Consider the following 15,605-nt stretch of genomic DNA (forward strand, 5'->3'; position numbering starts at 1 on the left):
GGGAACAGGCAGGGATTTCACCCTGCCTTGCCCCAACCACCACCGCCCGGCGTCGCCATGCCGAACACGCCGCCTGCGGGCAGTTCGATCTCGTCGTTTCCTTTGAGATCAACACGTTGCCCATCCGGCATTTCGGCCCAGTTCACACCGACGCCCCCGGCCGCACCACCGTCCACACCGTAGGGCGGAACAATGCGGTGCGAGGTCAGCGTCGTCACCGTCACAGGCACAAGGAACCGCATCCGGCGCCACGATCCTTCGCCGCCACGCCACTCTCCGGCGCCTCCGGAATCAGCGCGAATCCCGAACTCCTCAAGCCGCACGGGGAACCGTTTCTCAAGGATTTCCGGATCGGTCATGCGGGTGTTGGTCATGTGGCTTTGCACCGCGTCACACCCGTTAAAGCCCGGCCCGGCACCGGTGCCTCCGGCGATGGTCTCGTAGTTCTGGAAGTCCGCGTTGCCCCAGATGAAGTTGTTCATCGTCGCCTGCGAACAGGCAATCACGCCCAGCGCGCCATAAAGCGCGTTACAGGTGGCCTGGCTGACCTCGGTATTCCCCGCGATCACGGCCGCCGGATAGACCGGGTTCAACATGGACCCGTCCGGCACAACGATCCTGAGGGGTTTCAGACAGCCTTCGTTCAGCGGGATTTCCGCCCCGACCATCGTCCGGAAAACATAAAGAACCACCGCACGGCAAATCGACAGCGGCGCATTATAGTTGCCCGCGTGCTGCGCGCTGGTTCCGGTGAAATCAATCACCGCTTCACGCGCCTCACGATCAACCGAGACCTTCACCTCGATCTGTGCACCGCTATCCATCGGATAGCTGAACGCCCCGTCGTTCAGACGGTCGATCACGCGGCGCACGCTTTCTTCGGCATTGTCCTGAACGTGGCCCATATAGGCCTGCACCACGTCCAGACCGTATTGCGCCACTACCTTCAACAACTCGCGTCGCCCGGTCTCGTTCGCGGCAACCTGCGCCTTGAGGTCGGCCATGTTCTGATCGGGATTACGCGCCGGATAGGTGCCTGACGCCAGCACATCCCGCGCCCGCGCCTCTTGCAATTCGCCCTGTTCAACAAGGCGCACGTTGTCGATCAACACGCCTTCGTGGTCGATATGCGTACTATCCGGCGGCCCCGATCCCGGGGTCCGGCCGCCAATATCGGCATGGTGCCCGCGCGAGCCCAGCCAGAACACCACCTCGCCACCGTGGAACACGGGCGTCACCACCGTCACATCCGGAAGGTGCGTGCCGCCGTTGTAGGGTGAATTCAGCATAAAGGCATCGCCCTCGGCCACATCTGGGTTCTGCCGCATCACGGTCCGGATCGACTCGGCCATCGATCCAAGGTGCACCGGCACATGCGGCGCGTTCGCCACGAGATCGCCATTGGTGTCAAAGATCGCACAAGAGAAATCCAGCCGTTCCTTGATGTTCACCGACCACGACGTATTGGCCAGCGTTGCCCCCATCTGGTCGGCCACGCTCATGAACAGGTTGTTGAACACCTCCAGCAACACAGGGTCCGCCTCGGTCCCCGCCGCCTTGGCCCGCGCCATGTCTTCGACGCGCTCCACCACGAGGTTGCCAAGGCCATCCACCCGCGCTTCCCAGCCGGGTTCGATCACGTTGGTGCCCGTCGCCTCGGTGATCACCGCCGGCCCCTTGACCACGGCCGCCCCGCCAAGGGTGTCACGATCAAACAGCGGCACCTCCTGCCACGCCTCGCCGACATGGACACCGATCATGGCTTTGGCCGCGCCATCGCCCTCGGACACGACCGCCGAAGGCGCCTCGCCGGTTTCGCCAATTGCCTCGACCGAGATCATCTCGAACAACAGACCCCGCTCTGGCGAGACAAAACCGAACCGCTGCTTGTGCGCCTCCTCAAAGGCCACCCGCATCTCAGCCTCCGGCCCAAACGGCACCTCAAGCGCCTGGTGGGACCCGTCATAGCGCAGATGCGCACGCGCCTCGATCCGGACCTGCTCCACCCCCTGCGCAACCACCTCGTCGCGGGCCTCTGCCTCGATCCCGGCCAGCGCCGCAGCCGCCGCAGCAGCATCCGCCACCGGCGCATCCAGCTGCACCTCGCGCATCGCCCGGATCTCTGCCAGCCCCATGCCATAAGCCGACAGCACGCCCGCGTGCGGATGGATGAACACCCGCTTCATGCCCAGCGCATCCGCCACCAGACAGGCATGCTGCCCGCCCGCGCCGCCAAAACACTGCAACGTATACTGCGTCACGTCATGGCCGCGCTGTACGGAAATCTTCTTGATCGCATTGGCCATGTTGTCGACCGCGATCCGCAGGAACCCTTCGGCCACCACCTCCGGCGCCTGCTCCGGCTGGCCCGTCGCCGCGGCAATCTCGGCCGCCAGCGCCGTGAACTTCTCGCGCACGACCTCCGCATCCAGCGGCAAATCGCCATTGATGCCAAAGACATGCGGGAAGTGATCCGGATTCAACTTGCCCAGCATCACGTTACAATCGGTCACCGTCAGCGGCCCGCCACGACGGTAACAGGCCGGCCCCGGATCGGCCCCTGCGCTTTCCGGCCCCACCTGGTACCGGCCATCACGGAACGAACAGATCGAACCGCCCCCCGCCGCAACCGTGTGAATATCCATCATCGGCGCGCGCATCCGCACCCCGGCCACCTCGGTCTCGAACGATCGCTCGTAATCACCGGCATAGTGGCTGACGTCGGTCGAAGTGCCGCCCATATCAAACCCGATCAGCTTGTCGAAACCAGCCGCCTCGCCGGTCTTGACCATGCCCACGATACCACCCGCCGGCCCCGAAAGGATCGCGTCGCGCCCGTGGAACAGGCTGGCATCGGTCAGGCCGCCATTAGACTGCATGAACAACAGCCGCTCGCAGGCCCGCCCCATATCCAGCGCCCCCGCCACCTGTTCGACATAACGGCGCAGGATCGGCGAGAGATAGGCATCCACAACCGTGGTATCGCCCCGCCCCACCAGCTTGGCCAGACGGCTCACTTCCGAACTTACCGACACCTGCGTAAAGCCGATCTCCCGCGCCATCTCGGCGGCGCGCTCCTCATGGGCGGGGTTCAGATACCCATGCAGACCTGCAATCGCGATCGCGCGGATACCTCCGTCAAATCCGGCCTGCATCGCAGCCCGCAGGCTCTCTTCGTCCAGCGCCTTCACGACACCGCCATCGGCATCAAGACGCTCGTCCATTTCGATCACGTCTTCATACAACAGGTCCGGACGCTTGATCTCGAGGTCAAACAGGCGCGGACGGGTCTGGTACCCGATCTTGAGCAGGTCTTTGAACCCCTTGGTGATCACCAGAAGAACCCGCTCGCCCTTGCGCTCCAAAAGCGCATTGGTGGCCACCGTGGTGCCCATCTTGACGGCGCGAATGCCGCCATCGGGAAAGGTCGCGCCTGCGCCCATCAACTCGCGAATGCCCTGCACCGCCGCATCACGATAGCGTTCGGGGTTCTCCGACAACAGCTTGTGCGTCACAACCCCGCCATCCGGCTGACGCGCCACGATATCGGTAAATGTGCCACCCCGGTCGATCCAGAATTCCCAACGTCCGCTCATAGCGTGCCTCCCAAATTACCGGCCAAGGCTTCACCCCCTCGACGACCAATGTCAACGCCCCCTGCGACCCTTGGACCCTTCCCAAAATTCGGGCATCATCTTAAAGAGACCAGAACGCGCGCTATCACCGGCCTCTTTCCGGCCAAACCAAAAGGAATGACCGATGGACGCCAAGAAGATTTCCGAACAGATTTCCGTGTCCCCGCAGATCACCGCCGCCGATGTAAAGACCATCGCCGCGCTAGGGTTCCGTTCGATCATCTGCAACCGCCCCGACGGTGAAGGCCCCGACCAGCCCTCCTTTGACGAGATCGAAGCCGAAGCCGTAAAGGCCGGTCTCACCTGCCGTCACATGCCGGTCATCTCTGGCAAGGTCACTGATGAAAGCGCGGCTGAATTTGGCACCGCCCTGATGGAGCTTCCCGGACCGGTTTTCGCCTATTGCCGCACCGGTACACGCTCGGCAACGCTCTGGTCTTTGGCCCAGGCTGCCACTATGAAGCCCGCCGAAATCCTCGAGGCAACGCAGGCCGCCGGCTACGATATGGCCGGTGTGGTGCGCCGCATCGTGAACGGCGGCAAAACCCCGACCGACACTGCGGACGCCGCCTTTGACGTGGTGATCGTCGGTGGCGGTGCGGCCGGTATCGCCGTGGCCGCCTCGCTGACATCGCGCAAGCCGGGCCTCGACATCGCGGTCATTGATCCGGCCGGCACCCACTACTACCAGCCCGGCTGGACAATGGTCGGCGGCGGCATTTTTGATGCCGAAACCACCGCCAAGACCATGGGCAGCCTGATCCCCAAAGGCGTGCATTGGATCAAGTCCGCCGTCGCCGCGTTTGAGCCGAAAGACAACGCAGTCGTCCTCGATGGCTGTCGCGTGGTGAAATACAATCGCCTGATTGTCTGCCCCGGCCTAAAGCTGAACTGGCATGGCGTCGAGGGCCTTGTCGAAACCCTCGGCAAGAACGGCGTCACCTCGAACTATCGCTATGACCTCGCGCCCTACACCTGGGAGCTGGTCAAGGGCCTGAAACAGGGCCGCGCCCTCTTTACCCAACCGCCGATGCCGATCAAATGCGCTGGCGCCCCGCAAAAGGCGCTCTATCTCTCGGCCAACAACTGGGAGCGCATGGGAACCCTGCCGCAAATCGACATCGAGTTCATGAATGCCAACCCCACCCTGTTCGGCATCAAGGATTATGTCCCGGCGCTGATGGACTACATCCAGCGCTACAATGCGAAGCTGAACTTCCATCACAACCTGATCGCCGTCGATGGCGCGGCCAAAACCGCCACCTTCGAAGTCACCGCACCGGACACCGAAACCACGACGATCACCCGCGAATTCGACATGATGCACGTCTGCCCGCCGCAGATCGCACCCGACTTTATCCGTGTCTCGCCACTGGCCGACTCGGCAGGCTGGGTCGATGTGGATCAATCCACCCTGCGCCACAAGGAATTCGATAACATCTGGTCGTTGGGTGACGTGATGAACGCCCCGAATGCCAAAACCGCCGCCGCAGCCCGCGTGCAGGCCCCCATCGTGGCGGAAAACGTGGTCGACGACATCGCCGGAAAATCCCCGACCGCCATCTACAACGGTTACGGCTCCTGCCCTCTCACCGTTGAACGCGGCAAGATCGTACTGGCGGAATTCGGCTATGGCGGCACCCTGTTGCCGACCCTGCCAAAGTGGCTGATCAATGGCGAACGCCCCTCGGCACTGGCCTGGATTCTCAAGGAACAAATCCTGCCGCCGGTCTACTGGAAGGCCATGCTGCGCGGCAAGGAATGGCTTGCCAAGCCCGAGAAAGTCTCGGCCAAATAACGTCTCAAGCCCCGGACCCGTCAAAGGCTCCGGGGCTTTTTTCGCTCTAGCCCAGCCAATCCTTCCGCGTCACCGCATCCCGCAGAGCACGCAGGTCACTGGCAAGCTGCTCCATCCCGATCGGACCACCCAGACAGACCCGCACCGCCTCTTGCGGCGCGCCCGCAACGGTAAAGGCATCGCTCGGCATGATGCCGATCTGACGCCCCGCCATCCGCACCATGATCTCGGCCCGGCTTGTGCCTTCGGGCAGCGCCAGCCACAGGTTGAACGCTTCCGGCGCACCCAGCACATCACAGCCCGCCAGCACCTTGGCCGCCAGCGCCTGCCGCTCCCGCGCCGCACCGCGCACGAACGCCTGCACCGCCTCTGCCGTGCCATCCTCGATCCAGCGCCCCATCAGCGCCAGCGACATCGGCGAGGCCATCACGTGCATCGCCCGCAAACTCTGGGAAAACGCCCCCATCATCTCGGGCTTCGGCACCCGCACATAGGCCAGCCGCAATCCCGCCCCGAAACACTTGGACACCCCCGCCACATGCCAGCCCAGCCCCGGCACCCGATCCGAGATCGGCCGCGGCGCATCCGACGCGACAAAGACATAGGCATCATCCTCGATCAGCGGCATGTCGTGGTCGCGCAGCACCGCCGCAATCGCCTCGCGCCGCCCCTCCGGCACCGTCCGCGTCGTGGGGTTCTGCAAGGTCGGGTTCAGGTAGACCGCCACCGGCCACTGGCTGGTGATGGCTTCCTCAAGCGCCTCGGGCACCATGCCGTCATCGTCACAGGCCACCCCGATCAGCCGCAGCCCCAGCCGCGCCGCAATCGCCCGCAATCCCGGATAGGTCACGTCCTCGCACAAGACCGCCATCCCCGGCTCGCCCAGCACCGAAAGGATCGCATGGATCGCCGCATGAGCACCCGGGGTGATCGCCAGATCCGCCGCCTCCGCCGCAATCCCGTTGGCCGCCAGCCATCCGGCCGCAACCTCCCGATCCGCCACGCTTCCGGTCACCGACTGGTACCGCAGCACCGGCAGCAGATTGGCTGCCACATGCGCCAACCCGCCCTGCATCCGCGCCACAAGCTCCGGATCATCCGGCTCGGGTGGCATGTTCATCATCGGATCTTCTTCCGAAGCCCGTTTCGGGTCCGGCCCCTCGGCCGCCTCCTCGGGCGCCTTCACGAAAGACCCGCGTCCGACAAAACTCTCGATATAACCGCGCCGCACCGCCTCGGCATAGCCGCGCGAAACTGTCGAGAAATCCACCCCAAGCCTCTGGGCAAACGCCCTCTGCGGCGGCAACCGATCCCCCGGCGCCAACAGTCCACGCATCACATCCGCATGGATTGCTTCGGCAATCTCGATATAGCGGGGCTTGTCCGTGTCCCCCAGGACAGGATTCCAATCCTTCACGACCCGTCTCCTTGACGTTATCCAGCCATCACATCTGTCGCGCGCCCCGTGCATAGCGATACAATATGAAACATTCAAGGCAAATTGATCGATATTGATTGCAATCAATTTAGAATCGCCCTAAGCCGAACCAAACTTCGGAGCATGACACATGACCCAGGACACCCTCGCCGAAACACAGGATCGCCCCCTGAAACCCGCCATCGTGAAAGGTCTGCGCCTGCGCTGCCCGAACTGCGGCGAAGGCAAACTCCTGCACTCCTACCTCAAGGTGAACACGGAATGCAGCGAATGCGGACAGGATCTCAGCCACCAGCGCGCCGATGACGGCCCCGCTTACCTGACCATCCTGATCGTCGGTCACATCCTGGGCTTTGCCCTGCACATCCTCTTTGTGCACTTCCGCCCTGATCCCTGGACACTGGCGCTCACCCTGTCGGTGATTACGGTATCCGCGTCCCTGTTCATGCTGCCACGCATGAAGGGCCTCGTGGTCGCCTACCAATGGGCCAAGCGGATGCACGGCTTCTAAGACCCCAAAAAACAGAAAGGGCGCCCCAACAGGGACGCCCGTGCTCTCAGCCTCGTTATTCGTTTTTTAACCGGCGATCAGGTCTACTTCGCTGTCGCGGATCATGCCCGCCTTGCGCAGAATACCGGTAAGCTTCTTGGCCGCTTCCAGTTCACCCATGTCAGAGGCCGCATGGAATTGATCCAGGCAGTACTCTTCCAACATCGATTGCGTCACACGGATTTCCGAAGCCGCAGGGACCATACCTTCAAACAGGGTTTCCGGTGCTTTCGGCGCAGGCACTTTGTCCGCTAACGAGTCTGCCGTCTCCTCATCGACAAAAACGTCGCCCTCGATACCGGCAAACGCCCGGATCTTCTCGATGCGCTCGTCACTGCAATCCAGCAATGCCGCCATCGCAGGCACCTTGCCCATCGGAACCGTCTTGCCCAGATAGTCATAGGGCGCACAATCCGACCGTTTCAGCACCCGGTTCATCACCGGATCGATCACGGTCACGATATCGCTGATACCCGAATTCTGGGCGTACTCCAGCGATCCTGCCATCAACTCGCAGGTGGCATAACTTACCGAGTTACGACACTTACCACGCCCCAAAAGCTCTGTGTCCACGCAGAACCGGGTCGATTCCCAGATCGTCGGACTGCGCAACGGCGGCTGGCCGTCGAGAATTGAGGAAAACACATCGGACAGCATGTGCGGCCCCGTGGTCTGAAGCGCACGAACACAGGACACAACACGCCCCTCTTCGTTCACGCCAATAACATACGCGGGGTTCAAAGCATCAAACTGATCAACCTCTTTACCATCTACGACTTCTACTTCCCAACCGAGACGCCCGCCAAAAACACGCGCTCGGAGTTCAAACATCTGGTCCAGGAGGCCGCGATAGCGGTCCCGGTTCATACCGTCGACTACGATGATCATGATTCTTCTCCGCTGCACTTACACGCTGCGGTGAATGTGAACTTTTCAGTTCAGAACCTCTATTGGGGAAATCCCGTAGTGGGTATCACAGTGGGTAGATCAGCCCGAGCCCGATTGCGCGCCCGACGGCCTGAGATGTTGTCAAAGCACCAAGTTTACTACGACTCGACCGCAGGTGAACTTCCACGGTCCGGCTCGAAATCGACAGGATATCCGCCACATCCTGCTGGGTCTTGCCGGCGGCCGTCCATTGCAGGATTTCGACTTCTCTCTCAGAAAGCGCCGGGTGCGTCAACTTCTGAGTAAGCGCATGCGACTTAACAACCGTGTCATGCAAATGCACCGCGGCATTCTGCAAATCACCGATGATCTGCTTTTTCAAAAGCGCCCATTCCGCATCCGAACACTTGCGCGTCACGCTGAACAGGCCAACATCTCCGAAGGGCCCGCGCACCGGGATCGTCAGGCCTTGATCGGCGATACCGAAATCATGCGCGGCCCGAAAAATCGTCTGGAATGTATCCTCGCCTCGCAGACGCTGCCAATCAACGGGTGCGATGCTCTTGCTTGCGGCAATCAATGCGGGGTCGCGGTTTTGAAACCCCTCGTCCACGTACACCTTCTGCCATTCGTCGGGATAGTTCACAAACCCATGCACCGATCCGGCAATGGGATTCATGCCCGCATATGCCGCATAGTCCAGCTCATGCGTTTCGCACACCTCGTCCAGAAAGGAACGCAGGTTGTTTCCCTGAAACGGAAGTTTGCTCAGATCGACAACGGACAAGTAACGCCTCTTCGCTCGCCCGTCTTCGGGTCTTCCTAGTGCAGTTGGGTAGGCGTCCCCCTGCCGTCAAGCTTGGACTCTACCAAGAAGTCAAATAACGCACTTCTGTGGGGTTTTGAAAGCGCATTATAGTGATCGACGATTTCACGCGCCTCTCTGTTCAGAAATTCGGGGCATGTGCCCGCCACACCGCAGCTTTCCTGTTCACTCGCAAAGAAGGTTTCGATCGCCACGCCGAGGATGTCGGCAATTTTGAACAGCTGCGTTACCGAGGCGCGAATCCTGCCTGCTTCCAGATCGGCCACGTGCTTTTCCGCCACGCCCAGCTGCATCGCCAGACCCATTCTCGACAGGCCGCGCTTTGCCCGCAGCGAGGCAATGCTCTGCCCCAGAAATTCGTCAATCAAACTCACACCTGAAATCCTCGCTAAATTCGCGGGCCCTACATGAATCACTTGCCTCAGCAAATCAAGCACCCAATGACCCTAATTGGCGTCAAATCCCGATTTCGCCCCCTCGCTTACGTTGGGCTAACCACGCACTGTCCGTTAACTAGGCAAATCCGGATTTCACCACCTCCGCAATACCGACGTAATACCGACGCAATACAGACCCGCGTACCAACATGCCTGCAAAGCCTTAATCCGCTGATTTTCATCTCGCGGCCTACCCCTCTTCACAAATTCTCAGTTTTGAATATATAAGACACTACACAGCTGATGGAGCCCGGACCCGATGTCCCCTATTGCCCGCTACTTCCCGATCCTCCAGTGGTCAAAAGAGTATAATAAAGAAGCACTTACATCCGATCTCGTCGCGGCTGTAATTGTGACCATCATGCTGATTCCGCAGTCTCTGGCCTACGCGCTGCTCGCTGGCCTGCCGGCAGAAATGGGCCTCTATGCCTCGATCCTGCCCCTCGTCGCCTATGCGATCTTCGGCACCTCCCGCGCCCTCGCCGTCGGCCCCGTCGCCGTCATTTCCCTCATGACCGCCGCCGCCGTCGGCAATCTCGCCTTGCAGGGCACGGCTGAATATGCCGCAGCAGCCATTGCACTGGCGTTCATCTCGGGCCTGATGCTTACCGTTATGGGATTGTTTCGATTGGGTTTTCTGGCGAACTTCCTGTCTCATCCGGTGATCGCCGGCTTCATTACGGCGTCGGGTGTTTTGATCGCCACGTCACAGCTGAAACACATCTTGGGCGTCGATGCGCACGGGCACAATCTGATCGACCTGATCGGTTCTCTGATCGCCCACCTACCGGAAACCAATCTTGCGACGCTGGCCATCGGCACAACGGCCACCGCCTTTTTGTTCTGGGTCCGCAAGGGCCTGAAACCCGCTCTTATGTCTCTTGGCCTTAAGGCGCGACTGGCCGACATCCTAGCCAAGGCAGGCCCCGTCGCCGCAGTGGCCGCAACCACGCTTGTTGCCTGGGGGTTCAACCTTTCCGACGCAGGGGTGCGCATCGTGGGCGACGTCCCCAAGGGCCTTCCCCCTTTCGCCTTGCCCAGCTTTTCCGCCGACATCTGGTCCTCCCTCTTTGTTTCGGCACTGCTGATCTCGATCATCGGCTTCGTTGAATCCGTTTCGGTCGCGCAGACACTTGCCGCCAAGAAACGCCAACGCATCGTTCCAAATCAGGAATTGATCGGCCTTGGCACCTCGAACATTGCCGCTGCGATTTCAGGGGGTTATCCAGTAACGGGCGGGTTTGCGCGATCCGTGGTGAATTTCGATGCCGGCGCCGAGACGCCAGCCGCAGGAGCATTCACCGCTATCGGTATTGCCCTGGCGGCCCTGCTCCTTACCCCCCTGCTGTTCTTCCTGCCCAAGGCCACTCTGGCCGCGACCATCATCGTGGCGGTGCTGAGCCTCGTCGATTTTTCGATCCTTCCCAAAACCTGGAACTACTCGAAGGTCGATTTCATGGCGGTGGCCGCCACCATCTTCCTTACCCTCGGCTTTGGTGTCGAAGTCGGGGTCTCCGCAGGGGTTCTCTTGTCGCTGGGCCTCTTCCTCTACAAGACATCCCGCCCCCACGTGGCCGAAGTTGGCCTTGTTCCCGGCACCCAGCACTTCCGAAATATCCTGCGCCATAAGGTCGAAACACACCCGAGCATCGTGACGCTGCGGATCGACGAGAGCCTCTACTTTGCCAACGCACGGTTCCTTGAGGATTATCTTTACGATCGCGTGGTATGTGATGAACCGATCAAAAATGTCGTCCTGATGTGCTCGGCCGTGAACGAAATCGACATGAGCGCCTTGGAAAGTTTGGAGGAGATAAACCGACGTCTCGACGAAATGGGGATTTCCCTGCATCTCTCCGAGGTAAAAGGCCCGGTCATGGACCGCCTGCAACGCAGCCACTTTCTGGAAGACCTCACCGGTCGTGTGTACCTGTCGCAGTTCGACGCGATGAAGGCCCTGACGCCACAGCCATCCCCGGTCAGCGCCGCTTAGACGTCTATTCCACCGGCGCGCCGGTGCGGGAACGGCAGGGTCCGAAAAGTGCGGCCAAAACAAGGATTACGCCTGACACGGTGGCGATCATCCCTGCCGCGCTAACGGCGTTGTTCGCCCCAAACCACATCGGACCAAAGCCCGCGAAAACGTACCCCAGAACGGCGGAAACCAGGGCAAAGACAACGCTCCAAGCGATCTGCACTTCAAGTCGGTTGGTCATCAGACGCGCGGCCGCTGGCGGGCAGATGAACATCGCGATCACGATGATCGAGCCGACCGCATCAAACGCCGCCACCGCTGCAATCGCGGCCACGATCACAAGGGCAAATCCGATCACCCCCGTGCGCACGCCAAGCGTGCGGGCGAACCCTTCGTCAAAGGTCGAGAGCTTGAGCGGTCGCCACATGATCCAGGTGAAAGCCACCACCCCGATAAGGGTCAATGCGATCCTGATCAGTTCGTCCGGCAACCCCGCCAGTGCAACAGGATCCCAGAGGCTTTCCCACCCCACGGCATCCAGCCAGATCAGGCTTTCGAGATTGCCATAAAGCGCGTGTTCCACATCAAGGTGCACAGACGACGTGTCCGATTGTTCAAGCAACAACACGCCACCGGCGAACATGGAGGTGAAGGTCACACCCATTGCCGCCCCGGGTTCGATCTTGCCCAGACGCCGGATTGCCTCAATCAAGGCCACGGCCACAACCGAGGCCCCCGCAGCGCCGAACATCATGGGCCACGCGGCCACCGTTCCCGTAATCAGGAACGCCACGACAATACCCGGCAAAACCACATGTGAAATCGCATCACCGATCAACGCCTGACGCCGCAACACAAGGAAGTTGCCGGGCAATGCACAGGCCACCGCGGCAAACATCCCGATCAACAAGGGCGTCAGAGACAGGGGGACAAACTCGGCTCCGCTCATGCTGGAACTCCCATTGGTCCACCGATCCTGCGGTCAATTTCCTCGATCTGATCCGTGGTTAGCACCGTTTCGATCTCGCGCAGCCCGTCGTACAAGGCGGCCGCGCTCTCAAAGGCCTGATCCGCCCGAACCAATTCCCAGCGTTTTTCGTCGCGCAGCGCCTTGGCCGCGCGAGCCCGCCCCTCCTCGGTCGCCACACCATCCGCCCGCGCAAGACCTGCGCGCTCCAACAGGCGGAGTGTCAGCTTTTCATAGATCGGCTGCCCCTGTGCCAGCGCCAGCAAACCCTGCCGCATATGAACCCGCCTCTGAAAACTCAGGTGCCGCAGCAAGGCCGCCAAAACGCCGCGGTTCGGCGCCAGAAGCAGGGAAAGAATGAACATCCCAAAGCTCGTGAGCACAATAATCGGACCGGTTGGCAGATGCGGGATGGCTGCAGAAAGCGCGGCCCCAACATAGCCGGAAACGCCCCCGACGATGCCGGAGATCAATGTCACCCTGTCTGTGCGATCGGTCCAGAAACGTGCGGTCACAGGCGGGATGATCAGCATTGCCACGATCAGGATCAGCCCTACGATCTTGAGGCCAACAACCGTCACCGCCATGGCCAGCGCCATGATCGCAAGGTCGATGCGTGGCACGTTGATGCCGCTCGCTGCCGCAAACTCGGGATCAAAGGCCACCAGCGCCATCGAGCGACGCAGCAACAGGACCACGGCGAGCGTCAACGCCCCACCAGCCGCGATCACCACGGCATCGTTCCACAACATGCCGGCGGTAGACCCGAGGAGGAACCCTTCCAATCCGGCTTGGCGCCCTACAGACATTGTCTGGATCACGGTCAGGATAACGATGCCAAACCCAAAGAACACCGACAGAACGGCGCCAATCGCGGCGTCTTCGGCAAGGCGGGTGCGCCGGGTGAGCCAGCTTACCCCCAACAGGCCGATCCATGCGGACACGGCCGAGCCGAACAGCAACCCCGGCAGGCTACGGCCATCGCCGCCCAGCAAAACCATGACAATAAAGGCAAGGCCGACCCCCGGCAGGGTTGCGTGGCTGATGGCGTCGCTCACAAGGGCCCGCTTGCGCAGGAACAGGAATGTGCCAGTCACTCCGGCAGCGACACCCAGAAAACAGGCACCAATTGCCACCAGAGTGGCGTTGTAGCCCATCTGTAGAAACAGCGCGTCCCAGAGCATGATCAGCCTGCGGCGAGGTCGAGTTGATCTACATGCGCGGTGGCCAGACGGCCGCCATACGTCTTGTCGAGGTTCTCTGCGGTAAAGGCCTCTGCCACCGAGCCTTCGGCAATTCTGCGGGTGTTGATCATGAACACGCGATCGAAATACTCGCTCACGGTTGAAAGGTCATGATGCACGGCCACAACGGTTTTTCCCTCGGCCTTGAGCCCTTTCAGAACATCAATGATCGCCTTTTCAGTCGCGGCATCCACCCCGGCAAAGGGCTCGTCCAGGAGGTAGAGATCGGCCCCCTGTGCAAGCGCACGCGCAAGGAACACGCGCTGTTGCTGTCCACCAGACAGCTGACCGATCTGGCGGTTGGCAAAATCCGCCATACCGACGCGATCCAGACAGTCCCGCGCCTTGTCCACGTGATGCTGGCGCACGCGACGCAGCAAACCAAGTTCGCGGTGCAAACCCATCAATACGACGTCAATGACACGGGTCGGAAAATCCCAGTCAACGCTCGCCCGCTGGGGCACATAGGCAATGCGATTACGCTGGCCCTTCAGAGGCTTGCCAAAAATCATCACCCGTCCGGAAAGCGGTTTCACGATACCCAGAGCCGCCTTGAGCAAGGTGGATTTGCCCGCTCCGTTCGGACCGATGATCGCTGTCATGGAGCCTTCCGATACGGTCATGTCTACCGAGAAAACCACCGGCTTTTGACCATAAGACACCGTCATGCCACGCACGGCAAACGGGCTGGCTTCGACCTGGTCGAGATTGGGGGCAACGCCCTGATTGGCTGCAAGTTCGAGTGTCATCGTCTACCTAACCCGCTTCAAAACCCTGCCGACAACTTGCCGGCCATGCCACGCGCCGGAGCTTCGCCGCCCAACGCCTGCGCAATAACGGTAGCGTTGTGATCGATCATGCCAAGGTAGGTGCCTTCATATGTGCCATCCCGGCCCATCGCATCCGAGAACAACTCGCCACCGATGATCACTTCATGGCCACGTGCAGCAGCGCCCTCGGTCAGCGCGCGAATACTGCGATCCGAAACCGAGCTTTCGACAAAAACCGCACCGATGTTGCGCTCGACAAGGATATCGACCAACGCGCCGATCCGGTTAAGCCCGGCTTCGGATTGGGTCGAGATGCCTTGAATACCCATGACCTCGAACCCGAAATCGCGACCGAAATAGCTAAAGGCGTCATGCGCTGTCACCAGCACGCGGGATTCCTGCGGTACAGTGGCAATCACACGCTCGGCATAGGCCTGCAAGTCACCCAGTTCCTTCTGGAATGCAGCGGCATTCGCATGGAAGGCGTCCTTCATATCCGGACGTACGTCGCTCAGCACATCACGGACCTGATCAACGACTCCCGTCCAGAGATCAGGCACCATCCAAACGTGAGGATCGAACTTGTCATCATAGTCCGGGTGGCTGCGGAGTTTGCCGCGATCAAGCCCATCCGTGACGGCATAGACAGTGCCACGCTTTTCCAGCTTGTGAAGAAACTCTTCCATCTGCGCTTCGAGATACAGACCGTGCCACAGCACGACATCCGCGCGCGTCATAGCAACGATATCTGAACGGGTCTGACGATAGGAATGGGGATCCACGCCGGGGCCCATCAAGCTCTGCACCTCGACCAGATCGCCACCCACCTGCCGCGCGGCGTCGGCAATCATGCCGGTTGTCGCAACAACCGTTAGCTTGTCGAGTGCAAAAGCGGGGCCTGCAAGGGTCACTGCCCCTGCGGCGCTGGCTGCCAGAAATCCACGGCGAGAGAATCGCATCGTTGGTCCTTCCTTGTTCTGACAATGAATATGAGAGCCATTCGCAACAAAGTCAACGCAATTGAGAATTATTCTCAAATAACTTTTGACCAAATGGCCAAAATTTATGCAACGGGCG

The 15,605-nt window shown here is 60.8% G+C and carries 12 protein-coding genes; 3 read left to right on the forward strand and 9 right to left on the reverse strand.

Going from position 1 to position 15,605, the window contains the following annotated elements; all coding sequences use genetic code 11:
* Positions 1-17: 17 nt before the first annotated feature.
* Positions 18-3,596, reverse strand: coding sequence for a hydantoinase B/oxoprolinase family protein (locus NNA36_RS02590; protein WP_255103939.1), 3,579 nt, complete (start codon positions 3,594-3,596; stop codon positions 18-20).
* Between the two features lie 163 nt (positions 3,597-3,759).
* Between NNA36_RS02590 and NNA36_RS02595 the strand changes: the two genes are divergently transcribed.
* Entirely contained in the window at positions 3,760-5,433 is a 1,674-nt protein-coding gene (locus NNA36_RS02595; RefSeq protein WP_255103940.1) for a bifunctional protein tyrosine phosphatase family protein/NAD(P)/FAD-dependent oxidoreductase, read from the forward strand.
* A 46-nt stretch (positions 5,434-5,479) separates the two neighbouring features.
* On the opposite strand, the gene NNA36_RS02600 is transcribed toward NNA36_RS02595, so the two are convergent.
* The gene (locus NNA36_RS02600; RefSeq protein WP_369681608.1) at positions 5,480-6,850 is read right to left on the reverse strand and encodes a PLP-dependent aminotransferase family protein; all 1,371 of its coding nucleotides are present in this window, start codon (positions 6,848-6,850) and stop codon (positions 5,480-5,482) included.
* Between the two features lie 151 nt (positions 6,851-7,001).
* Here NNA36_RS02600 and NNA36_RS02610 point away from each other — a divergent pair, with 151 nt between their 5' ends.
* Positions 7,002-7,382: a DUF983 domain-containing protein gene (locus NNA36_RS02610; protein WP_255103941.1), complete on the forward strand. Its 381-nt coding sequence runs from the start codon at positions 7,002-7,004 to the stop codon at positions 7,380-7,382.
* A gap of 66 nt (positions 7,383-7,448) precedes the next feature.
* Here the strand turns inward: NNA36_RS02610 and NNA36_RS02615 are convergent, their stop codons facing one another.
* The 3 genes from NNA36_RS02615 to NNA36_RS02625 all read right to left on the reverse strand — a co-directional run bounded on the left by NNA36_RS02615 (position 7,449) and on the right by NNA36_RS02625 (position 9,509).
* A complete protein-coding gene (locus NNA36_RS02615) occupies positions 7,449-8,309 on the reverse strand; it encodes an acyl-homoserine-lactone synthase (RefSeq protein WP_255103942.1) in 861 nt (286 codons plus the stop codon).
* Positions 8,310-8,394: 85 nt separating this feature from the next.
* Positions 8,395-9,096, reverse strand: a complete 702-nt coding sequence (locus NNA36_RS02620) for a LuxR family transcriptional regulator (protein ID WP_255103943.1) — start codon at positions 9,094-9,096, stop codon at positions 8,395-8,397.
* Positions 9,097-9,131: 35 nt separating this feature from the next.
* Positions 9,132-9,509, reverse strand: coding sequence for a helix-turn-helix domain-containing protein (locus tag NNA36_RS02625; protein ID WP_255103944.1), 378 nt, complete (start codon positions 9,507-9,509; stop codon positions 9,132-9,134).
* Positions 9,510-9,831: 322 nt separating this feature from the next.
* Here NNA36_RS02625 and NNA36_RS02630 point away from each other — a divergent pair, with 322 nt between their 5' ends.
* Entirely contained in the window at positions 9,832-11,565 is a 1,734-nt protein-coding gene (locus NNA36_RS02630) for a SulP family inorganic anion transporter (protein ID WP_255103945.1), read from the forward strand.
* Between the two features lie 4 nt (positions 11,566-11,569).
* Here NNA36_RS02630 and NNA36_RS02635 read toward each other — a convergent pair whose 3' ends face one another.
* From NNA36_RS02635 to NNA36_RS02650, 4 genes are read right to left on the reverse strand one after another with little or no spacing between them, the layout of a single operon-like run.
* Positions 11,570-12,496, reverse strand: coding sequence for a metal ABC transporter permease (locus NNA36_RS02635; RefSeq protein ID WP_255103946.1), 927 nt, complete (start codon positions 12,494-12,496; stop codon positions 11,570-11,572).
* On the reverse strand, positions 12,493-13,698 hold the full coding sequence (locus tag NNA36_RS02640) for a metal ABC transporter permease (protein ID WP_255103947.1): 1,206 nt from the start codon (positions 13,696-13,698) through the stop codon (positions 12,493-12,495). The genes NNA36_RS02635 and NNA36_RS02640 overlap by 4 nt, the downstream gene beginning before the upstream one ends.
* A 2-nt stretch (positions 13,699-13,700) precedes the next feature.
* Positions 13,701-14,507 carry a metal ABC transporter ATP-binding protein gene (locus NNA36_RS02645; RefSeq protein ID WP_303623609.1) on the reverse strand — a complete coding sequence of 269 codons (807 nt, stop codon included), beginning with the start codon at positions 14,505-14,507 and terminating at the stop codon, positions 13,701-13,703.
* 17 nt (positions 14,508-14,524) lie between these two features.
* Positions 14,525-15,487: a metal ABC transporter solute-binding protein, Zn/Mn family gene (locus NNA36_RS02650; protein ID WP_255103948.1), complete on the reverse strand. Its 963-nt coding sequence runs from the start codon at positions 15,485-15,487 to the stop codon at positions 14,525-14,527.
* Positions 15,488-15,605 lie beyond the last annotated feature (118 nt).

The organism is Shimia sp. CNT1-13L.2, from assembly GCF_024331145.1.
Classification (GTDB): domain Bacteria; phylum Pseudomonadota; class Alphaproteobacteria; order Rhodobacterales; family Rhodobacteraceae; genus Shimia.

What these genes read in the sequence shown, in the direction of transcription:
- NNA36_RS02590 (WP_255103939.1), bottom strand. Translation starts at nt 3,596, where the DNA reads ATGAGCGGACGTTGGGAATTCTGGATCGACCGGGGTGGCACATTTACC.
- NNA36_RS02595 (WP_255103940.1), top strand. Translation starts at nt 3,760, where the DNA reads ATGGACGCCAAGAAGATTTCCGAACAGATTTCCGTGTCCCCGCAGATC.
- NNA36_RS02610 (WP_255103941.1), top strand. Translation starts at nt 7,002, where the DNA reads ATGACCCAGGACACCCTCGCCGAAACACAGGATCGCCCCCTGAAACCC.
- NNA36_RS02615 (WP_255103942.1), bottom strand. Translation starts at nt 8,309, where the DNA reads ATGATCATCGTAGTCGACGGTATGAACCGGGACCGCTATCGCGGCCTC.
- NNA36_RS02630 (WP_255103945.1), top strand. Translation starts at nt 9,832, where the DNA reads ATGTCCCCTATTGCCCGCTACTTCCCGATCCTCCAGTGGTCAAAAGAG.
- NNA36_RS02635 (WP_255103946.1), bottom strand. Translation starts at nt 12,496, where the DNA reads ATGAGCGGAGCCGAGTTTGTCCCCCTGTCTCTGACGCCCTTGTTGATC.
- NNA36_RS02640 (WP_255103947.1), bottom strand. Translation starts at nt 13,698, where the DNA reads ATGCTCTGGGACGCGCTGTTTCTACAGATGGGCTACAACGCCACTCTG.
- NNA36_RS02645 (WP_303623609.1), bottom strand. Translation starts at nt 14,507, where the DNA reads ATGACACTCGAACTTGCAGCCAATCAGGGCGTTGCCCCCAATCTCGAC.
- NNA36_RS02650 (WP_255103948.1), bottom strand. Translation starts at nt 15,487, where the DNA reads ATGCGATTCTCTCGCCGTGGATTTCTGGCAGCCAGCGCCGCAGGGGCA.